We start from the raw sequence: 19339 nt of genomic DNA, 5'->3' as shown, positions 1-19339 counted from the left end.
CGAGGCGTTAGCCCATCGGATCCTCGTTGCCCGGCATGCATGGCGCGAGCGGGTCTTGATTGACTTCGGGTGCGGGTGTCGAAGTCGAATCGCCGGTGCTATCCGCATCGCTCGAGTCGCTGTCGCCTTCCGAATCGTCGGGTGAGGTCGTGGGCTCCGCGGGAAGCGGCCTCATGTTCGTGACGCCCACGCCCGTTCCGGAACCAGCCTTGCCGCCCGGCTTCCCGCTGACGGGAACTTCGCCGTAGCCCTCCATCGAATCGTCAATCGAGGCCTTCACCCATTCCTTGATGTACGGGTAATCGGGGTTGCCCGAAGGCGTCACGGTGGGGTTGATGGGGTACGACTTGAAGCCGCCCTTTTGGATGCGCTGCGCGAGATCAGCGAACGCCTCAACCTGAGTTCTCGGGATGTCCGTTTCGATATTGCGCTCGGTCGCACCGATCAGCTTCGGGATATTGAGCGCGAGCGAGGACACGTTCGCCTCTTCCGCAACGGTGCGCACGATGCGCTGCTGGCGGCAATTGCGGTCGAAGTCGTTCGAGCCGTGGCGCGAGCGGGCGTACCACAGGGCGTGGAAGCCATCGAGGTGCTGCCAGCCCTTCTTGACGTAGCCCTCGACCTTCGACGCGCCGCCGCCGATTGGGATGTCGCGCTCCACTTCGATATCGACGCCGCCGATCGCATCGACGAGGTCGGCGAAGCCCTGGAGGTTCACCATCGCGTAGTAGTCGACCTTGAGACCAAGCGTTTCCTCGACGGCCATCGTGGTCGCGGTCAGGCCCGGGTTGTCGTCGCCCGGGAACAGGTCGGGGCGCACGCCCTCGGCCCACGACCAGACCGCGTTGATGAGGTTCTGATCCTTACCGAAATACGTGAAGCCTTCCGGGAACTCCTCCGCCGGTGCTGAACCCTTCGGGAAGCGCACGTACTGGAGGTTGCGGGGGATCGAGAACAGCGCCGTGCGGCCCGTCTTCGTGTCGATCGAGGCGACCATGATCGTGTCGGGGCGCGTGCCCGTGCGGTCCGGGCCTGCATCCTGGCCGAGCAGCATGATGTTCACGCGCTCGCGGTTCGCCCATGGATCCTTGCCTGGCGCGAGCTTGTGCGCCTCGGAGCCAGCGAACACCTTCGAGTTGCCGAGCAGCGCCTGGGTCGCATAGAGACTGTGCGCGGTGTACACGCCGGGAAGCGCCACGATGAGGGCGAGCGTGTAGGCGAGGGCCCGCGAGGCGTTGCGGGCGGGGCCGCGGAGCTTCTCGCGCACGTTGTGGAGCTGGTTCGTGACGAAGATCGTTGCCACCCACACCAAGGTGCCCACGGCAACAGCGATGAGCGCACCGATCACAATCGGGCGGCGCGTGCCGTAGCGGAACACGAGCGTTGTGGGGTCGCCGAAGGCGAGGAGCGCGGCAAACGCGCCAACAATGAGGATCACGATCGCCATGAGCGCGATGCCAATCCCGCGCCACTTCGTGGGGATGAGCCCGAACCCGGGGAATACGCTGCCGCTCGCCGTCCACACCGACGCGCGCGCGAGCGAGCCTTCCTCGAGGCTCGTGCGCCGCCCAAGGCCGATGCTTGCGGGAGCGCCGGTGGGAATCGAATCGTCATTCTCGCGTGCCGCAGCATTTTGGTGGTCACGCGGGCGCAGGTTCGGCAGCGGCTCGGTGCGCATTACGCCATCGCCGAGCGGGGTCACGGCCGCACCGGCGGCGAGGCGGGCACCGGAGCCCCGCTTCGCGTTTTCGGTAGAGGTTCCGACGGCAGCCTCAGCCCTCGTGCTACCGGGCTTCGGGAATTGAGAAGCCTGCCTGCGGGAGAGGTCGAATCCATGCTCCCGCTGTGCTTCTTCATAGCGCTGCTGGGCGTTTTTCTGTGCGATCGAATCGGCCTTGGTAGGCCTCGCGTATCGGTGTCGCCCCGCGCTGCGTTTAGGCAGCGAGGGTTCGGGCGATTCTGGCACGGTCATGCTGGTCAGTTTACGGCGGGATTTTTCGAGTTTTTGGTTGCGGCGTGTGATTTGCGTAGAGATTTCGGGGAGGTTCGGCCGAGGCGGGTGCTTAGACTAGAGCCATGACGACTTTGGTTATTGGTGGCGCAGGTTACATTGGCGCACACGTTGTGCAGCTTCTTCTCGAGCGCGGCGAGTCCGTCGCGGTTGTCGATGATCTCTCGACGGGCTTTCGCAACCGCATCGGCGATGCCCCGCTCATTGAGCAGGACGTCACCGCCGACGGTGCCGTTGAGGTTCTCGAGCGCGAGATGCGCGAGCGTGGCGTGAAGGCCGTGATTCATTTCGCTGCCCACAAGCAGGTGGGCGAATCCGTCGAAAAGCCCGAAATGTACTGGCATGACAACATCGGCGGCCTCGCGAACGTTCTCGACGCCGCCGCCCGCGCGGGCGTGCGCGACTTCGTGTTCAGTTCCTCCGCCGCCGTGTACGGCATGCCCGATGTCGAGCTCGTTGATGAGGAACTCGAGTGCCGCCCCATCAACCCCTACGGCGCGACCAAGTACGTGGGCGAATGGATGCTTGCCGACGCCGAGCGCGCTCACGGCATGCGCACCGTCGCCCTGCGCTACTTCAACGTGGCCGGCGCCGGTTCCCCGGAACTCGCCGACACCCTCGTCATGAACCTCGTGCCGATCGTGCTCGATGCCCTCGAGAGCGGCAAGACCCCGAAGGTGTTTGGCAACGACTACAACACTCCCGACGGCACGTGCATCCGCGACTACGTTCACGTCGAAGACCTCGCCGATGCGCACGTCGCGGCCCTCGGCTACCTCGAAAACGACGAGCGCGAGCACCGCGTGTTCAACGTGGGCACCGGAAAGGGTTCGAGCGTTCTCGAAGTAATCGACGCGATCGCACGCGCCAAGGGCGTGGAGATCGAACCCGAGATGGCGCCTCGCCGCGCTGGCGATCCCGCTCGCCTCGTGTGCTCCACCGAGCGCATCGAGAAGGCGCTCGGCTGGAAGAGCTCGAAGGACCTCGACGACATCGTGCGTTCGGCGGTTGAGGCGGCGACCTGCCACTGACCTGGTGAATTTCTGATTGCTGAGGGCGGCGGCTCGCCACTGTGTGGGCCGCCGCCCTCCGTGTTTTTCGAACGCGACACGATGGGGGCGGGGCAGCCGTCGGACCGCGAAGCCTTCACCAAGGCGCGACCTTGAACCCACCGAAACCACGCGGCGACTAGCCCGCGCGGCACAGGGCTAGGCCTGCGGATCCTCGCGGCGCGAGGTGAAGCCGAGCAACTCGTCGAGCGCCTCGAATGTCACGCTTGAATCTGTGCCGAGCAGAAGCGGCATGCCGCTTAGCTGCGGGATGCCGATTGAGGAGGGGATGGTGACAGTCGTGACGATCGCGTCGGCAGAAAATTGCGGCGAGAGCATATCCATCACGGTTGCCTGAGTAACGTTCAGGTCGATGCCGCGAGCGTCGTAGTGCGCTTCAATGCGTTTGCGGATCACCGACGAGGTGGCTACCCCGGCGCCGCACACAACCGCAATGTGTTTCATCAGGAGGCGAGAACCTCGTCGAGAATTTCCTCAGCACGCTCTTGCGAGCAATCCTCGGCAAGCGCAAGCTCCGAGGTGAGGATTTGGCGGGCCTTCGAAAGCATCCGCTTTTCGCCGGCGCTCAGGCCACGATCCTGATCGCGGCGCCACAGGTCGCGCACAACTTCGGCAACCTTCTTGATGTCGCCCGAGGCGAGCTTTTCCACGTTCGCCTTGTAGCGGCGAGACCAGTTCGTGGGTTCCTCAACGTAGGGCTGGCGAAGCACCTCGAAAACCTCTTCGAGGCCTTCCTGATCGACGACATCGCGAACACCCACCATGTCAACGTTTTCCGCCGGGACCTCGATCGTGAGATCACCCTGCGCGACCTTGAGCTTGAGATACTTCTTCACCTTGCCCTTAATGGTGCGCTCGTTGACTTCTTCGATGAGTGCCGCACCGTGGTGCGGGTAGACGACCGTTTCGCCGACATTAAAGTTCATGAGTTGAGGTCCCTTTCGTCCGGCAGCCATTCTAACATTCACGCGTGTGCTATATTTCGCCGCCGCAGAATTGGGCGGCGAGGGCGCCTTGTGGGGTAGTCTGTGAGGGAACTGCTAGCGCGGCGGCGCTCCTTCCGGGTGGGCTCTAAGTCCCGGCTGGATAGTCCCGCTTCGCGATGCACACCATTACGTCATCGACCATCACGTGACCTCACGAATCGCAGGAGCCAGAGTGAAACTTCGTCCCCTCTCCCGCGCTGCCGCGCTCATGGGCATTGCCGCTTTTAGTCTCAGTGGCTGCGCCTACTTCAACCCCATGCAGACCCACCACTTCTACCAGCCGGCAGAAGGTGCCCTGGTGAACTTCACCCCCGAAGGTGTCGCCCAGCCCATCGGTGTGCGCAACCTCCTCGCGGTGGAAGGCGCGAACGGCGTGCAGGTCACGGGCGCAGTGGTGAACCAGTCGTCGCAGGATTACACGGTGCAGCTCACGTTCGTTGAGGGGGCGAGCGGCAGCGCAAGCATCAACGTGCCTGCCGGCGAGACCGTCATGATCGGTGGCGAGGGAGCGGAACCCATCGAGGTGACGACCTCGAAGAAGCTTGGCGACAACGTTCTCGTTGATGTCACCGTGGGCGAAGAGACGCAGCGCCTGACCGTGCAGCTGCTCGACGAATCACTCGAGTATCTCGCGCCCGAGGAGCAAACCGGGCAACAGTAGACGCCATAAACTCCGCCGCCCACCCCACGTTGAGGGCGGGGGAAACGACACTACGGCCCCGTTTCGGGGCGTGCCCCTGCACTTTTCTTCGCCATGAAGCGTGTGTGAGTGGGGGTGGGTCCGACGGATGCCAGGCCCGCGGCGAGGCTGAGAACGCGCGAGAAGTCCCGACGCCGCTTTATCCACAATGGTTCTCCATCGAAAGACGGCACTATTCAGGCGTGACACGATGGTGTTATCCACTGAGATCGTCGTTTGAGGATGCCTGGAGTTCACACCACCATTGCAGCCGGGGCCATCCACTGTTAGTGTCACAAGTGAGTAGCAGTCCCTTCGCGGACCACGCGCTAACTCCGAGGGACGACCCGCAGTGGCCGTCCCTCGCGCAGTTAAAATTCAAGGAGCTGCTGCTTATGCTTGTCGCGTATCTAGATGAGTTTGGGCACGTTGGCCCTTTCGTGGCTCCGGGGCATAAGAAGTTCCATCACCACCCGCTTTTCGGTTACGCGGGAATAGTGCTGCCAGAGGCACAAGTGCGGGCATTCGGAGCGCGGTTTGAGCAACGTAAATTTCGTATGTTTCGCCGGGATATTATGGCCTCGGGCAAACACCCACGTCGATGGGAAAAGAAAGGAGCAGAGCTCTATACAACCGGTGCGCAGCAGCGATATCCGGCACGCAATGCTCAGGTGGTGGCCCTCGCTCGTTACCTAAGTGATCGTGGTGGTCGTTTCTATTTTTACGGTGAGCACAAACCGATAGGCACGGCAAAGGAAACGGGCCGCACGCCGAGCGAAACGACGCGGCGAACTCTACTCGGTGCTGTTAAGAATCTGTGTTTTTACGCGGATCAGCAGAAACAAAACCTTCTGGTTCTCCTCGATCGAGGCGGCCCGATGCCTCGAGAAGAGGCGATTACAGCCATGGCGGCGTTCATTTATTCTGCGTCGAGCCCCGCGCCTATGAAGCGCATAATCGAAGTTCCCATGGAGCTGGAAAGTCACCGGTATGGGGCGATGCAATTCGCTGATTGGGCGTGTGCGATTCTTAGCCGTGCTTCGCACTATCACTTCACTGATTCTGATTCTTTTCAGTGGGCCCCTGAACTCCTCGAACAGCTCATGGCTAGACGCACCGTGCAACATTCACAGTTATGGCTCCCTGAGCAATCGGAAGCGGTAAAGCCGGAAATGCTTTTTCGTCGTGAGCGATGGTTGAAACAGGGAAACTTCGGCACCTAATGGTCGATGAAGGGTCGCGACGTGCGAGCAGCGTGAGGGCCCGACCCCCGTGGGGGCCGGGCCCGAAAACAATGGGTCGCTTAGCCGCGGTTTGCGCGCGGGCGACGCGCCACGAGACGCTCCGCACCCGACTGCGCGCCCTTCCTCGCAGCCTGCTGCAGACCGGTGATCACCACGCCCGAAAGGATCGTGAACAGCGCGACCTTCCAGGCGTCGACGTCCTCGTATTCGCTCGTCATTTCCTTGAGCTCAGCTTTCGAGGCGCCGTCCTTCTTGGCCTGCTTCTTACGTTCCTTGAGGTCCTTCTTGGCCTGCTTCTCGAACTTCGAGTCGGGAACTTCCTCATCGAAGGCGCGATGCCAGCCGGCAGCGAGCGCCTTCTTCGCGAGGATCGACGTGCCGATCCCGGCGACCGTCACGATAGCGCCGACCAAGGGATTGCTGGGCTTCGAGGGCATGGGAACTCCTGTCGCTTTTGATGCGGGTACCGCACCAGGCTACCGGGGGAGTCTGGAGGCAGTTGGGATTCCGACGGTTGCCCGGCCACCGTCGGCCCTCCACCTGCTTACCTTTTCTGTGCCATCCAAAGTGGTGATAAACCGCCACCTCGCGTTGAAAATTGGTGGATCAGTGCCGTTTTTGACCACTTTCGTCGAGAAGGGGGTGAGGCGGGTGGAGCTGAGGGGGAGGGGGAGAGGTGAGGCGGGTGGAGCTGAGGGGAGTGGGTGGTGCTGAGGGAGGGGAGAGATGAGGTGGGGGTCAGAGGGGTGAAGTGGGTGGGGCAGAGGTGAGAGGTGAGGCGGGTGGTGCCGAGAGGGTGAGGGGTGGAGGTGGGGTGCAGGGGAAAGAGGGTGCAGCCAAAAGGGGAGGTGCTGCGGAAAAGGCGGTGCAGCCAAAAGGGGAGGTGCTGCGGAAAAGGCGGTGCAGCCAAAAGGGGGGGTGGAAGCTGCAGCGAAATGCGGGGCCCCAGCTCATGCTGGGACCCCGCCAAAGGAGAAGTGCGGCTTCGCGAAGGCCGCCTAGGCCCCTTGCGCCGCGTCAGCGAGAAAGCTGAAAATCAGAACTCGGTGACGTCCGTGTGGGGGGTGTGCGAGTCGAGCGCGTCGCCCGTCACGAGGAACACCACGCGGCGCGCCACCGAGACGGCGTGGTCGCCGAGGCGCTCGTAGAAGCGGGCGAGCAGCGCGAGATCCACCGATTCCTTCACGGAGTAGGGGGCATCATCGGCAGAAAGGGCGGCGTAGACCTCGTCCATCGCGCGGTCGAGGTTGTTGTCGCGCTCCTCAACGACGGCAGCGAGAGCAACGTCGTAAGTGTCGAGGACCTTGCCTGCGTCCTTCACGGCGTTGAGGCTCAGATCGGCGAGGGTTTCAATGGCCGACTTCAGGTCTGCGGGGATGACCTCATTCGGGTGGCGGCGGCGCAGCACGAGAGCGATGTGGGCGGCGAGATCGCCCATGCGCTCGAGCGAGGCGCTCATGCGGAGCGTGGCGACGACTGTGCGCAGGTCGGTGGCAACGGGCGACTGGGTCGCGAGAACGTCGACCGACTTCTCGTCGAGCTCGGCCTGGAGGTCGTCGATCTCCTGGTCGCGAACAATGACCTGTTCGGCGAGCGCGAGATCGCCGGTGAGCAGCGCCTTCGAGGCATCCTCAAGTGCGGTGGCCACAAGGGAGTTCATTTCCATCAGGCCTTCGCGCAGGACCTGAAGTTCATTCTGGAATGCGGCACGCATCGGATCGTCCTTTTCTCTAGAGGCAATACTGTGATCCCATCTTCCCGGCGGGAGGTGAATGTATGCAAACCTCAAGGTGAATAACCAGGAAACGAAAGTGGATTCGATGGGGTCCGAGCAGGCGTCGGAATGCGCGAGCGCGTACCCTTATAGGGTGAATTCCGTTGCCCTCCTCATTGCTGCCGCCCTCTGCGGTCTCGTGGCGGGGGCTGTGGCGATGTATGCGGCGATGCGCGGGAGCCGTTCCGTGCCCGAACCGCCGAAGCCGGCCATTACGGAGCCAACCTCCGAGGTGCTGTCGATCCTTTCGAGCGCATACGTGCTGCTTGATTCAAGCGGCGATGTGCTGCGCGCTTCGCCCCTCGCCTACAGTTACGGGCTCGTGCGCACGACCGGCGGGGATTATCCGCGGCTCGCGCATCGCGATCTTATCGATATCGTCACCCAGGTGTCGCGCCAGGGCGGTTTTCGCGAGCAGGTGCTCACGAACGCGAAGAACACTCGCTCGGACCAGAACACGCCCACGGTCGTGAGCGTGCGCGTGGGCGCCCTCAGTAGTTCGCGCCGCATTCTTGTGCTTGCCGATGACCTCACGAAGCAGTCCCGCGTGGAGGAAACCCGCCGCGATTTCGTGGCGAATGTTTCCCACGAGCTGAAAACACCCGTGGGCGCGCTCACGCTTCTTGCCGAAACGATGGAGGATGCGGCCGATGACCCGGAGGCCGTGCGCCGCTTCGCGGGCCGCATGCAAACCGAATCGCGGCGCCTCTCCCTCCTCGTGCAGGAAATCATTGAACTGTCGCGCGTGCAGGGTGCGCAGTCGTTTGCCGACGCCTCCTCGGTCGATGTCGATTCCGTGGTGGCCGAAGCCGTTGCCCTCAACCAGAACCTCGCCTCGGGCCACGGAATGTCGATCCAGTCTGGCGGTACGCCGAACCTCGAGGTGTTCGGAAGCTCGACGATGCTCACCACGGCGCTGTCGAACCTCATCATGAACGCGATTACGTATTCACCGCCGAACACTCTCATCGGTGTGTCGACTCGCCGCCATAACGGTATGGTCGAGATTTCCGTGAAGGATGAGGGCATCGGTATTTCGCCTGAGAATATGGAGCGTATCTTTGAGCGCTTCTATCGCGTGGATAAGGCTCGCTCTCGTGCGACCGGCGGCACCGGTCTCGGTTTGTCGATCGTGAAGCACATTGCGAGCAACCACGGTGGCGACGTCACAGTATGGTCGAAGGAGGGCTCGGGTTCGACGTTCACGCTTCGCATTCCCGAGCTCGCCGACGATTCACCCAGGGACCTGCCCGTTCACACAGGAGAATAGGAATCATGGCACGCATCCTCATTGTTGAAGACGAGGAGAGTTTCTCCGACGCGCTCAGCTACTCGCTGCGCAAGGAGGGATACGAGGTCGCTGTCGCGAACACGGGCGACCGTGGGCTCGCGGTGTTCCAGGTGCACGGCGCTGATCTCGTGCTTCTCGATCTCATGCTTCCCGGTATGAGCGGCACCGACGTGTGCCGCGAGATCCGTAAAACCTCGAGCGTTCCCGTCATCATGCTCACCGCGAAGGATGACGAGTTCGATAAGGTTCTCGGCCTCGAGCTCGGCGCCGATGACTACGTGACGAAGCCGTATTCTTCGCGTGAGCTTCTCGCCCGCATTAAGGCGGTGCTTCGCCGCGGCGAGCAGCAGAAGGCCACAAGCCAGGAAGGCGAGGAAGACGAGGCGGTTCTGACGGCCGGCGGCATCGAGATGAACGTTGATCGCCACGTGGTGCGCGTGCGCGGTGAAGATACGCCGCTGCCGCTCAAGGAATTTGAGCTGCTTGAGATCCTCCTGCGTAACGCCGATCGCGTGCTCACGCGCGGCCAGCTCATCGACCGCGTGTGGGGCTCGAATTACGTGGGCGACACGAAGACTCTCGATGTGCACATTAAGCGTTTGCGCGCGAAGATCGAGGTCAATCCGAAGAGCCCGGAACTCATCGTGACGGTGCGAGGCCTCGGCTACAAGTTCGAATCGCCCGCGGAGGCCTAGCCAGCCGGCGCGTTTACGCCTTTTGGTAGGCGAACTCCCACACGAGCCGGCCCGCGGCGGTCGCTTTCTTCTCGAAGGCGGTGCGCACGCGCCCATCGAATCGAGGGGCGAACCCCACGCGCGGCATCGCCTCGCTCACCGGGTCCGAGGCAGTGCCCTCGGGCCGAGGCCCTTCGGGGTGCAGGTTCACGAGCAGCCCTTCGCGGGCGACGGTCTCGAAGGCGGCGTGTTGATGCTCGGCGTAGTCGGCCCAGTCGGTTGCGGTGCGGATGATTCCGCCCGGCTCGAGTAGCTCCGTGAGCACGCGCAAGAACTCGGGGGAGATGAGGCGGCGCTTGTGGTGCTTCGTTTTGTGCCACGGATCGGCGAAGAAGATCCACACTTCGCGGATCGACTCGGGCCCGAGAAGCGTGGGGAGGGAGTTTTCGGCGTCAACCTCGAGCATTTTGACGTTCTGAGGGAGGCCGAGACGCTCGAGGTGGAGCATCGTTTGCGCGATTCCCGGCTTGTACACCTCGAGGGCGAGGAAGTTCTCGCCCGGGCGTGAGGCGGCAGCGGCGGCCACGCAATCGCCCTGACCGGAGCCGATCTCCACAATGAGCGGGTGGCGGTTTCCGAACAGTTCCGGCACGGAGAGCCGCACCGAGGGATCAGCGAGGGTCGAACGCGCCCCGCGGGGCACCTCCACGACGTACTGCTGCGCGTGCGCCTGCCATGCCCGCTCCTGGGCCGCATTGAGGCGCGAGCCGCGCCGCACGAAGCTCACGACCTCGCGCCGCACGCGCCCGTCGCTCGTGAGATGCGAGGCCTCAGGCACGGGTAACCTTGCCGTTCGCCACGCTGAGCGCAACCTCCACGAGGGGCTTCTCGGCCGGCCCGCCCTTGACGTCGCCCGTCTCCGAATCGAATGTCGAATCGTGGCACGGGCAGTGCAGCACGGGCCCCTCGGGGTTGAGGGCGCAGCCCTGGTGCGTGCAGTACGCCTCGAAGCCGTGGAGGTCCTCGCCGCTTCCGCGCACCACCGCCACAAAGGCCCGCTGTCCGCCGAAGTTCACGATTGTCGTCTGGTTCTCGGGCAGATCTTCAAGCGCCACTGCCCCCGAATCATCTACCTGGACTTCCTTTGCCTTGAGGCCGCCGCGATCGGGCCCGCAGCCGGCGAGGGCGAGCGCGGCAGCACCCGTGAGGCCGAGGGCGCCGAGATCGCGGCGCTTCACGCATGGCGGAAGCTCGCGGGTGATCTCGGCGGGAAGGTCAGCACGAACGATGCGCGGTTTCATGACTCTCTTTCGATGAAAAAACAGGGTCCGACGCTTGCCGGGCAACCGTCGGACCTCAATCTTAACCCTGCGGCCTAGCCTTCGTGGCCCTCAATCGCCGCCTCGGGGTATTCCCACGGGGCGTTCGGGTCGGGCACGGTCGAGGTAATCACGGAGCCGTCGGCGCGCGTGTCGCCAACGTAGTGCGCTTCGAGGTGGCCATCTTCGAGGAGGGGACCTTGGCCACGAAGCGGAACGCTCACGCCTTCACTCGTGACGCGCACGGTTTCGCCGCGCACGCTTACCTCGAGCTCGTTGCCTTCTTCGAGCACGAAGCTGATCTCGCCCTTCGTGATGCGCACGGTGAAGCGGCTTTCGCGCACGGTGAGGGGAAATTCGAGGGCGGGCCATTCGTCGGGAAGGCGCGGGTCGAAGCTCACGTCACCGTCGGTGAAACGCATTCCACCGAAGCCGGCCACGAGACCGTTCCACACGCCACCCGCGGAGGCGATGTGCACGCCGTCTTTCGTGTTTTTGTGGAGGTCGGCGAGGTCCACGTAGAGGCCCGTGAGGAAGTAGTCGAGGGCGAGGTCCTGGTGGCCCACTTCGGCGGCCATGATCGACTGCACGACCGCCGAGAGGGTCGAGTCGCCGGTCGTGATCGGGTCGTAGTATTCGAAGTTCGCCTTCTTGTGTTCGGTTGTGAACTCGGCGCTGCGCAGGTAGGTGGCGAGCACAACGTCGGCCTGTTTGATGACCTGGAAGCGGTAGATCACGAGCGGGTGGTAGTTGAGCAGGAGCGGGAACTTTTCGGGCGGGGTGGCTTTGATATCCCACACTTCGCGGTCGAGGAAGCGGTCGTCCTGCGGGTGGATGCCCATCGTTTCGTCGAACTCGATGTACATGCCTTCGGCGCACGCCTGCCACTCGTCGATCTCGCGCTCGTCGAGGTCGATCTTCTGCACCAGCGCGCGGTAGGTCTCGGGGAGGCGTTCGCGCAGGTCACGCAGCGTGCGGGCGGCCCGCTCGAGGTTGTATTTCGCCATGACGTTCGTGAACAGGTTGTTGTTGACGACCGTCGTGTATTCGTCGGGGCCGGTCACGCCGTGGATGTGGAAGGTGCGATCGCCGTTTGTGCGCCAGAAGCCGAGATCGGCCCACATGCGCGCCGTTTCGGCGAGAACTTCGGCGCCTTGGAGATCGAGGAAGCTCGTGTCGCCCGTGATGTCGTTGTAGGTGGAGAATGCCCACGCGATGTCGGCATCGATGTGGTACTGCGCGGTTCCTGCCGCGTAGTACGCGCTCGCCTCGTCGCCGTTGATGGTGCGCCACGGGAAGAGGGCGCCGCGTTGGTTGAGCTCGCGTGCCCTCTCGCGCGCGGCGTCGAGCAGGTTGACGCGGAAGCGCAGGGCGTTGCGCGCCCATTCGGGCGAGGTGAATGTGAGGAACGGGACCACGTAGATGTCGGTGTCCCAGAAGTAGTGGCCTTCGTAGCCGGAGCCGGTCATGCCTTTTGCGGGAACACCGGCCTGGTCGGCCCGGGCGGCGGCCTGCGCGAGCTGGTAGATGCACCAGCGGCTTGCCTGCTGTACGGCGCTTTGGCCTTCGATGCGCACGTCGGAGCGCTGCCAGAAGCCTTCGAGGAACTCGCGCTGCGCCTCGTGGTAGTGCTCGAAGGCGTGCTTGTGCACGCGGTCGAGCGTGCGGCGGCAGCGGTCCTGAAGCTCCCGTACGGGCACGCCCGCCGCGTAGTGGTACGCCACGGCCTTCTTGACGAGGAACTTTTCGCCTTCGGGCAGTTCGCCGCGCATGATGAAGCGGCCCATGTCGTCGTCGATTTTGACGAGGCTCTGGAAGTTGATCTCGGTTTCCACTTCGTGGTCGGCGGCAACGCCAATACCGATTCCGGAGTGAGCGGTGCGGTAGCCCATGAGCACGCGGTCGCCGGAGGCGTGGTTGTCCTCTGGCACGAGTACGCGCGTATCAAACGACGTGGTTTGCCGCGGATCGTGCTTGTTTTCACCAGCGAGCGGAGCTGTGGCGGGCGCGGCATCGAGGTCGAGATCCTGGCGGTTGATGATCTGCGAGGAGATCGCGATGGGGGCGCTGCCCTTGACCATCTCGACCTCGAGGGACATGAGCGCGAGGTGGCGGTCGGTGAAGCTCACCATGCGGCTTGAGCGCACGCGCACGTGGGCGCCGCTCGGTGTGCGCCACAGGAGGTCGCGGTGCAGCACGCCTTCGCGAAAATCGATCCAGCGCTTGTATTCGAGGAGGTCGCTCGTGGAAACGTTGAGCGGTTCGTCATCCACGTACAGCTTGATGACGGTCGAGTCGGGCGCGTTGACGATGGTCTGGCCGGTTTTCGCAAAGCCGAACGCGTTTTCGGCGTGCTTGATGGGCCAGGTTTCGTGGAAGCCGTTGAGGAACGTGCCGTGGCTTGCCACGTCGCGGCCCTCTTCGGGCGTGCCGCGCATCCCGAGGTAGCCGTTCGCGGTCGCGAAAATCGTTTCGAGGAAGCCGAGATCGGCGCCGGGGCGCGCTTCCACGAGCTGCCACTCGTTGACGGGAAGGTGGACCCTGTCCATGGGGGCGGCGGAAACTTTGTGGAGGCTCATGCCAGCTCCTTGAGGTCGTCGACGACGATGGTGGCGCCGGCCTCGGCAAGTGCCTCGTGGCCCACGCCGCGGTTAACGCCGATCACAGCGCCGAAGTTGCCGGCGGCGCCGGCCTGCACGCCGCTCGTGGCGTCTTCGAGCACCACGGCTTTCTCGGCGGGCACGCCCACGAGTGTCGCGCCGTGGAGGTACGTGTCGGGCGCGGGCTTGCCGGGGATGGAGTGTTCGGCGGCGACGTTGCCGTCCACGATCACCTCGAAACGCTCGAGGAGGCCCGCGGCTTTCAGCACGGTGCGGGCATTCTTCGAGCTTGAGACGATCGCGACTTTCGCGGTTGCCGGCAGCGAGTCGAGGAAGGCGAGCGTGCCGGGGTAGGGCTCCACGCCTTCCTGTTCGAGGATGTCGAGCACGAGCGCGTTCTTGCGGTTGCCGAGCCCGCACACGGTCATCGCGGCGGGGGCATCCTCGGGCGTGCCCTCGGGAAGCTCGATACCGCGCGAGGTGAGGAAGCTCCTCACGCCGTCGTAGCGGGGTTTGCCGTCCACGTACGTGAAGTAGTCCATGTCGGTGTATTTGGCCTGGCCCTCGTAATCCACGAGCACCTGGTTGAACATGCGGGACCATGCGCGCATGTGCACCTCGGCGGTGGGGGTCACGACCCCGTCGAGGTCGAAGAGGTAGGCGTCAAAGTCGGCCGCGTTGAAGGAGGCGGCGGGCGGAAGATTCTGGGGAGCGTTTGTCGCGTTCTCAGTCACGGCACCACGATAGGGGCACGGCCTGGATGGCGCTGCACAGTGCCCCCTTCTCGCTAGTCTTTTTGACTTTTCTCTCGACTCAGCCTTCGCTCAGCACGTCTTCGGCGCCGATCGAGGAGTCGGTGCGGGCAGAAAGGATCGCGCGGGCGGCGTTTGCGGCGGTGATCTCGGCGCTCGCGGTGGGCGCGTAGGCGGTGGGGGTTCGGGTGACGCTCGCGGGCCCGGGGGCCACGAGGATCGGCGGGTGCAGGAGCAGCGTGGTGTCAAGGCCCGAGCGCCGCACGAGTTCGAGGGCCCGGCGGGCACTCAGCAGGCCGGGGTTCGGGGTTCCGACGTGTGCCCACGCCTTCCTTGTTCTCACGATGAGGGAGAGTTCCCGGCGCGGTGCTTCGGCATCGCGCGTGCCATGAACGGTGTAGGCGAGGGCATCGAGGGGCGCCGCCGCGACGAGCCGCCTCACGCCCGCGCGCCGCATCGCGCGGATTGTTCGGGTGGTGAGGGCTTCGGCCTCCTCGTTGTTCTCGATCACGAGCAGGAGGGCGCTCGTGCCGCCGAGCGTGAGGGCATACTCGCCAAGGTCGTGGGGGATGGCCTCGTAGCGAATCGCGCGCGAAAATCGTGTGAGGTTTTCCGGGTGGGCGCTCAGGGCCGTGACCTCGCCGCGTCCACGCAGGGCAAGGTAGGACTCGCTCACGAGGGCGTCGCCGAGTGCACTTGCGGCGTCGACGATCGTGAGAACTTCGCGGTGCTCGGGTGTGCTCATGGCAGAATCTTTCTGCGCGGCCGTGCCGCGCGGGCGGGAAGCGCGAGAATGCGACGCGAGGGCCGCTTCGTGGCGAGTCTATGAAAGAAGGAGCGGGTGTGGCGAAAAACGAGCCTCCTACCCCGCACCTCGGCCGCGGCAGCTCCGAAGCCGGCGCGGCGCTCAGGCCTCTCATTCTTCCCGTGTATGTGCCTACGGCGCTGCAGTTCTCGGGCAACGCTGCGATCCTGCCGATCCTTCCGCTCATCGCGATTCGCATGGGCTTTTCCATCTCGGGCGCTGCGGCCCTCGGCCTCATCGCGGGCATCCTTTCGGTCGTGGGCACCGTTCCCGCAGGCAAGCTCATGGCGCGCGTGGGGGAGCGCCGTGCGATCCTCGCGACGGGGGCCTTGCTCATCGTGCTCAACCTCGGTCTCGGCGCCGTTGTGGGGGATGCGCTTGCGGGCACGCCTTCCGCGTGGCACAGATGGGTGCTGATTGGCGCGCTCGTGGTGCAGGGCGTGTGCATGATCGTGTGGAACCTCGGCCGCCAGGCCTACCTTGGCACCCACCTTCCGCCGCGCGTGCGCGCTCGGGGCATGACCTCGTTCGGCGGCGCGGTGCGCATCGGTGAGATTCTCGGCCCGCTTCTCTCCTCGGCGGTGTTGTGGGTGGGGCACGCCCCGTGGGTGTTCTACCTCTATGCCGTTCTCGTGGCGGTCGCGGTGTGGTGCGTGTGGGCGCGCATGCTCGAGGGCGATGCATCGCCGGGAGGGAAAGTTTCCGACGCTCGCCCGGCAATCGTCGGACCTGAAGGCGGTGAGGCGAAGCCCGCCGCCGTGGAAAAACCTCGCGAACCCGAGACCGTGACCGGAGCCCTCGGGCGCCAACTGACGTTTCGAGACATGCTGCGGGTGGCGCTCGGCGTGCTGCCACTGGCCGCGGCGCGCACGAATCGGCCGATCGTGGTGCCGCTCATGGCGGTGGCGATGGGACTCACGGAAAGGGACGTCACGCTCATTTTCGGCATTGCCGCCGCAATCGAGATTCTGCTGTTTTACCCGGCGGGCGTGATCATGGATCGGTGGGGGAGGGTCGCGGCGATCGTGCCGTGCATGAGCATCCTTGGGCTTGGCTTTGCGCTCGCGGCGCCGTTTGCACTCGGTGAAGCGGGGCTTTCCGCTGGCGGCCGCGGTTTTGCGGTGCTGCTTTTCGCCCAGATCGTTGCGGGGATTGGTAATGGGCTTGGATCGGGAATCATGATGACTCTCGGGATTGATCTTTCCAATAGCGCGACGCGCACGCGCGACCTTGCCCGCTGGAACACGCTCATGGGGGCGGGGCGGCTTTCGGCGCCGCTTCTCGTGTCGATTGTGACGCTCGCGTTGCCCGTGGGGTGGGCGGCTTTGCTCACGTCGGGGCTCTTGTGGGGTGGCGCCGCATGGCTATATCGCGTGCTTCCCGAGTACGCGCCCGTGAAGTTACCGTGATGCGCGCCAAGCGGCCCACTCGCCCGCGCGCACTCCCGCGCCTCGCATGGTTATTCTTATAGCTACCACGCAATCGGAGACACGGGAGAGGGGAGGCGCGCATGGCGACTCATCGCGGCTCAGCGAATGCCAACGAGCCTCGTCCCGATTCCGGTAACAACGCAGTTGAGAATAAGCCGAAGGGGAAGCGCCGCGCGCCTGCCCCGAAGGTGAATGAAGAGAAACCGGCTGCCGGGGGCGATTCGCCCAAGCCGAACCGCGAAGGTAAGTGTGCCGCGGCCCCTGCCGGGACCGTCGGTGAGACCAGCTCGGAGCCCGCGAATCAGAGCGCGAAGGGCACAAGCGAGGCCCCACGCAAGTCCCGCTCTCGCTGGAAAATCCTCGGCCGCGTGCTCGAAGTTGCCGTGGTTACGGCCGCCGTGGGAATCCTCATTTCCACCTTCTTCCTCTCCGTGCTGCAAATCCGCGGCACGTCAATGGAGCCCACGTTCCGCGATGGCGACCTCGCTGTAGCGACCCACTCGAAGAGCCTCGAAACCGGCGATATCGTGGCCTTTTACTACAACAACAAGGTTCTGCTCAAACGCGTGGTGGGCTTCCCGGGGGACTGGATCGACTTCGCTGAGGATGGCCGCGTGATCGTCAACGGCGAGAAGCTCGACGAGAGCTACGTGCTCGACCCCGGCGAGGGCGGCAACGTGGATATCAATTTCCCCTACCAGGTTCCCGAAGGTCGCTACTTCGTGCTTGGCGATCACCGCAGCACGTCGATCGATTCACGCTCAGAGCACCTCGGCACCGTTGCCGAAGATCAAGTCCTGGGAACCGTGAAAGCCGTCGTGTGGCCGCTGACTCATGTGACGTGGGTCGACTAAAACGGTCGTCATTCGGGCAGTTGCATAACAATTCGATAAATATTTGCCCAACAGTTAGCCTCGCGGTAACTCTGGGTATAACCTCGAAATGCTCTGCCGCGAGTGGCCGTGCGTAATAGCCCCCGCCCCGGTGAGCGTGACCTTTCGATATCCCCGCGCGCACGAGTCGTGTGCGCCTACGACAGATAGGAAAAGAACCACATGTTTACGCATGCTCACCGCAACGTGGCGAAGGGAGGCCTGCTCACCGTTCTCGTCGCACTCTTCGCGGCGCTCGCTGTGCTCGTCTCGCCGCTCGCCCACGCTGCTCCCGTCGGTGATGCGAAGAATCCCGCCATCACCATTACCTCGGATGAGGGCGATCACACCTACGGCGCCTACCAGATCTTCAAGGGCAATGCGAACGGCGAACAGCTCGCCAGCATTGAGTGGGGCACCGGCGTTGACTCCGCCCTGTTGCGCAAAGAACTCGCTGAAAAGTTCACCGAGGTGACCGGCGACGAGAACGCTGCCCAGCTGGCCGCGAAGCTCTCGAAACTCGACGCCGTGAAGCTCTCGAAGATTGTGGCCAAGCACGTCAAGGGCTCCCCGGTGACCTTCACCAAGACTGGTGAAAAGGCTCCCTTCACCTACACCGCAGACACGGTGGAACAGGGCTACTACGTGATCGTTGACACCAACACCAAGGAAGCCTCGGCCGTCACCTCGCCGATCCTCAAGGTTGTGGGCACGGTTACCGTCAAGTCCAAGTCGTCGGTTCCCACCCACGACAAGCAGGTCAAGGAAAACTCCACGGGCGAGCTCGGTGAGACCGCTGACTACACCATCGGCGACGACGTGCCCTTCGTGCTGCACGGCACCCTGCCCTCCAACTACGCCGGCTTCGACAGCTACAAGTACGGCTTCCGCGACACCCTCTCCAAGGCTTTCAACGACCCGCAGAATGTCAAGGTCTACGTGGACGACAAGGAAATCACCGAGGGCTTCACGGTTTCCAAAGCAGAGAAGGCTTCGGACACCGAGGGCCACTACGTGGGCGGCAAGACCTTCTCCGTTGAGTTCGAAGATCTGAAGAAGGCTGCCCCGAAGGCCAACAAGGATTCCAAGATCCGCGTGGAGTACACCGCGAAGCTCAACTCAAACGCCGCGATCGATGACAAGGGCAACGGCAACAAGTCGCAGGTGTACTACCAGAAGAGCACCGCTGAGGGCTCTGGCAAGGAAACGCCTGGCGAGACCCCGTGGGACAACACCTGGGTGTTCACCTACACCATTGAGAACACCAAGACTGACGCCTCCACCGGCGATCGTCTTGCTGGCGCAGAGTTCAAACTCTACCGCGAGGTTCAGAACGACCAGGGCAAAACCGTCAAGGAATACGCCAAGCTCGACAAGAACAACAAGGTCGATTCGTGGGTGACTGACGCGAAGCAGGTCACCGCGGTGAAGACGGTTGCGGGAAAGACCTTCAAGTTCCAGGGCCTCGATGCTGGCACGTACTACCTCGAGGAGACGAAGGCTCCCGAAGGGTACGTCGCGCTGCAGAAGCCGGTGAACTTCACCATCGAAGCGAAGCACGAAGAGACTAAAGAGGGCCTCGGTAAACTGACGAGCCTTACCGCCAAGCATGGTTTCAAGGCAACGCAGGCAACGATCGACGGTAAGGCCACGTCTCGCGACCTCGCCGCTGCGACTGTCTACCAGAACATCACTAACACCTCCACCTCGGACCTCCCGTCCACCGGTGGCATGGGTACGGTGCTGTTCACCGCAGGCGGCCTCGCAGTGATGCTGCTTGCCGGCTTCGGCATCGTTGCACGCAACCGCAAGCGCGCTGAGGCCTGAGAGTC

Annotated in this window: 18 protein-coding genes; 8 read left to right on the top strand and 10 right to left on the bottom strand. The window is 63.7% G+C overall.

Going from position 1 to position 19339, the window contains the following annotated elements; translation table 11 throughout:
• Positions 1–7: 7 nt before the first annotated feature.
• Entirely contained in the window at positions 8–1972 is a 1965-nt protein-coding gene (locus tag NBW56_RS04125) for an LCP family protein (protein WP_250258071.1), read from the bottom strand.
• Positions 1973–2076: 104 nt separating this feature from the next.
• On the opposite strand from NBW56_RS04125, the gene galE reads away from it, so the two are divergent.
• On the top strand, positions 2077–3042 hold the full coding sequence (galE, locus tag NBW56_RS04120) for a UDP-glucose 4-epimerase GalE (RefSeq protein ID WP_150332825.1): 966 nt from the start codon (positions 2077–2079) through the stop codon (positions 3040–3042).
• Positions 3043–3219: 177 nt separating this feature from the next.
• Here the strand turns inward: galE and NBW56_RS04115 are convergent, their stop codons facing one another.
• Together NBW56_RS04115 and NBW56_RS04110 are read right to left on the bottom strand one after the other, a co-directional pair.
• Entirely contained in the window at positions 3220–3525 is a 306-nt protein-coding gene (locus NBW56_RS04115; RefSeq protein ID WP_126847258.1) for a PTS sugar transporter subunit IIB, read from the bottom strand.
• Entirely contained in the window at positions 3525–4007 is a 483-nt protein-coding gene (locus tag NBW56_RS04110) for a CarD family transcriptional regulator (RefSeq protein ID WP_055089928.1), read from the bottom strand. The genes NBW56_RS04115 and NBW56_RS04110 overlap by 1 nt, the downstream gene beginning before the upstream one ends.
• Positions 4008–4239: 232 nt before the next feature.
• On the opposite strand from NBW56_RS04110, the gene NBW56_RS04105 reads away from it, so the two are divergent.
• Both NBW56_RS04105 and NBW56_RS04100 read left to right on the top strand, forming a co-directional pair.
• On the top strand, positions 4240–4728 hold the full coding sequence (locus NBW56_RS04105) for a hypothetical protein (RefSeq protein ID WP_250258070.1): 489 nt from the start codon (positions 4240–4242) through the stop codon (positions 4726–4728).
• A 413-nt stretch (positions 4729–5141) separates the two neighbouring features.
• Positions 5142–5969 (top strand): DUF3800 domain-containing protein, encoded by an 828-nt coding sequence (locus tag NBW56_RS04100; RefSeq protein ID WP_250258069.1) that lies wholly within the window; start codon positions 5142–5144, stop codon positions 5967–5969.
• Positions 5970–6049: 80 nt separating this feature from the next.
• Here the strand turns inward: NBW56_RS04100 and NBW56_RS04095 are convergent, their stop codons facing one another.
• A complete protein-coding gene (locus NBW56_RS04095) occupies positions 6050–6427 on the bottom strand; it encodes a DUF4235 domain-containing protein (RefSeq protein WP_065248312.1) in 378 nt (125 codons plus the stop codon).
• A gap of 599 nt (positions 6428–7026) precedes the next feature.
• A complete protein-coding gene (gene phoU, locus NBW56_RS04090) occupies positions 7027–7704 on the bottom strand; it encodes a phosphate signaling complex protein PhoU (protein WP_250258068.1) in 678 nt (225 codons plus the stop codon).
• A gap of 58 nt (positions 7705–7762) precedes the next feature.
• Between phoU and NBW56_RS04085 the strand changes: the two genes are divergently transcribed.
• Both NBW56_RS04085 and NBW56_RS04080 read left to right on the top strand, forming a co-directional pair.
• Entirely contained in the window at positions 7763–9034 is a 1272-nt protein-coding gene (locus tag NBW56_RS04085; protein ID WP_502799325.1) for a sensor histidine kinase, read from the top strand.
• A 5-nt stretch (positions 9035–9039) separates the two neighbouring features.
• Positions 9040–9750 carry a response regulator gene (locus NBW56_RS04080; RefSeq protein WP_074299359.1) on the top strand — a complete coding sequence of 237 codons (711 nt, stop codon included), beginning with the start codon at positions 9040–9042 and terminating at the stop codon, positions 9748–9750.
• A 13-nt stretch (positions 9751–9763) separates the two neighbouring features.
• Here the strand turns inward: NBW56_RS04080 and trmB are convergent, their stop codons facing one another.
• The 5 genes from trmB to NBW56_RS04055 form a co-directional block, all read right to left on the bottom strand.
• The gene (gene trmB, locus NBW56_RS04075) at positions 9764–10567 is read right to left on the bottom strand and encodes a tRNA (guanosine(46)-N7)-methyltransferase TrmB (RefSeq protein ID WP_250258066.1); all 804 of its coding nucleotides are present in this window, start codon (positions 10565–10567) and stop codon (positions 9764–9766) included.
• Entirely contained in the window at positions 10560–11030 is a 471-nt protein-coding gene (locus NBW56_RS04070; RefSeq protein WP_250258065.1) for a QcrA and Rieske domain-containing protein, read from the bottom strand. The genes trmB and NBW56_RS04070 overlap by 8 nt, the downstream gene beginning before the upstream one ends.
• 74 nt (positions 11031–11104) lie before the next feature.
• On the bottom strand, positions 11105–13627 hold the full coding sequence (locus tag NBW56_RS04065; protein ID WP_250258064.1) for a glycoside hydrolase family 65 protein: 2523 nt from the start codon (positions 13625–13627) through the stop codon (positions 11105–11107).
• Positions 13624–14382 carry an HAD family hydrolase gene (locus NBW56_RS04060; protein WP_250258063.1) on the bottom strand — a complete coding sequence of 253 codons (759 nt, stop codon included), beginning with the start codon at positions 14380–14382 and terminating at the stop codon, positions 13624–13626. Before NBW56_RS04060 ends, NBW56_RS04065 begins: the two co-directional genes overlap by 4 nt.
• A 79-nt stretch (positions 14383–14461) precedes the next feature.
• Positions 14462–15145: an NAD(P)H-binding protein gene (locus NBW56_RS04055; protein WP_250258062.1), complete on the bottom strand. Its 684-nt coding sequence runs from the start codon at positions 15143–15145 to the stop codon at positions 14462–14464.
• 98 nt (positions 15146–15243) lie between these two features.
• Between NBW56_RS04055 and NBW56_RS04050 the strand changes: the two genes are divergently transcribed.
• The 3 genes from NBW56_RS04050 (at position 15244) to NBW56_RS04040 (ending at position 19334) form a co-directional block, all read left to right on the top strand.
• Positions 15244–16614, top strand: coding sequence for an MFS transporter (locus tag NBW56_RS04050; RefSeq protein ID WP_250258061.1), 1371 nt, complete (start codon positions 15244–15246; stop codon positions 16612–16614).
• Between the two features lie 101 nt (positions 16615–16715).
• Positions 16716–17489, top strand: a complete 774-nt coding sequence (gene lepB / locus NBW56_RS04045; protein WP_250258060.1) for a signal peptidase I — start codon at positions 16716–16718, stop codon at positions 17487–17489.
• Between the two features lie 201 nt (positions 17490–17690).
• Entirely contained in the window at positions 17691–19334 is a 1644-nt protein-coding gene (locus NBW56_RS04040) for a SpaH/EbpB family LPXTG-anchored major pilin (RefSeq protein WP_250258059.1), read from the top strand.
• The last annotated feature ends 5 nt before the right edge of the window (positions 19335–19339 follow it).

It is taken from the genome of Dermabacter sp. Marseille-Q3180, assembly GCF_940792985.1.
Lineage (GTDB): Bacteria > Actinomycetota > Actinomycetes > Actinomycetales > Dermabacteraceae > Dermabacter > Dermabacter vaginalis.
The sequence above is the reverse complement of the archived record's forward strand: the minus strand, read 5'-3'. Positions and strand labels throughout refer to the sequence as shown.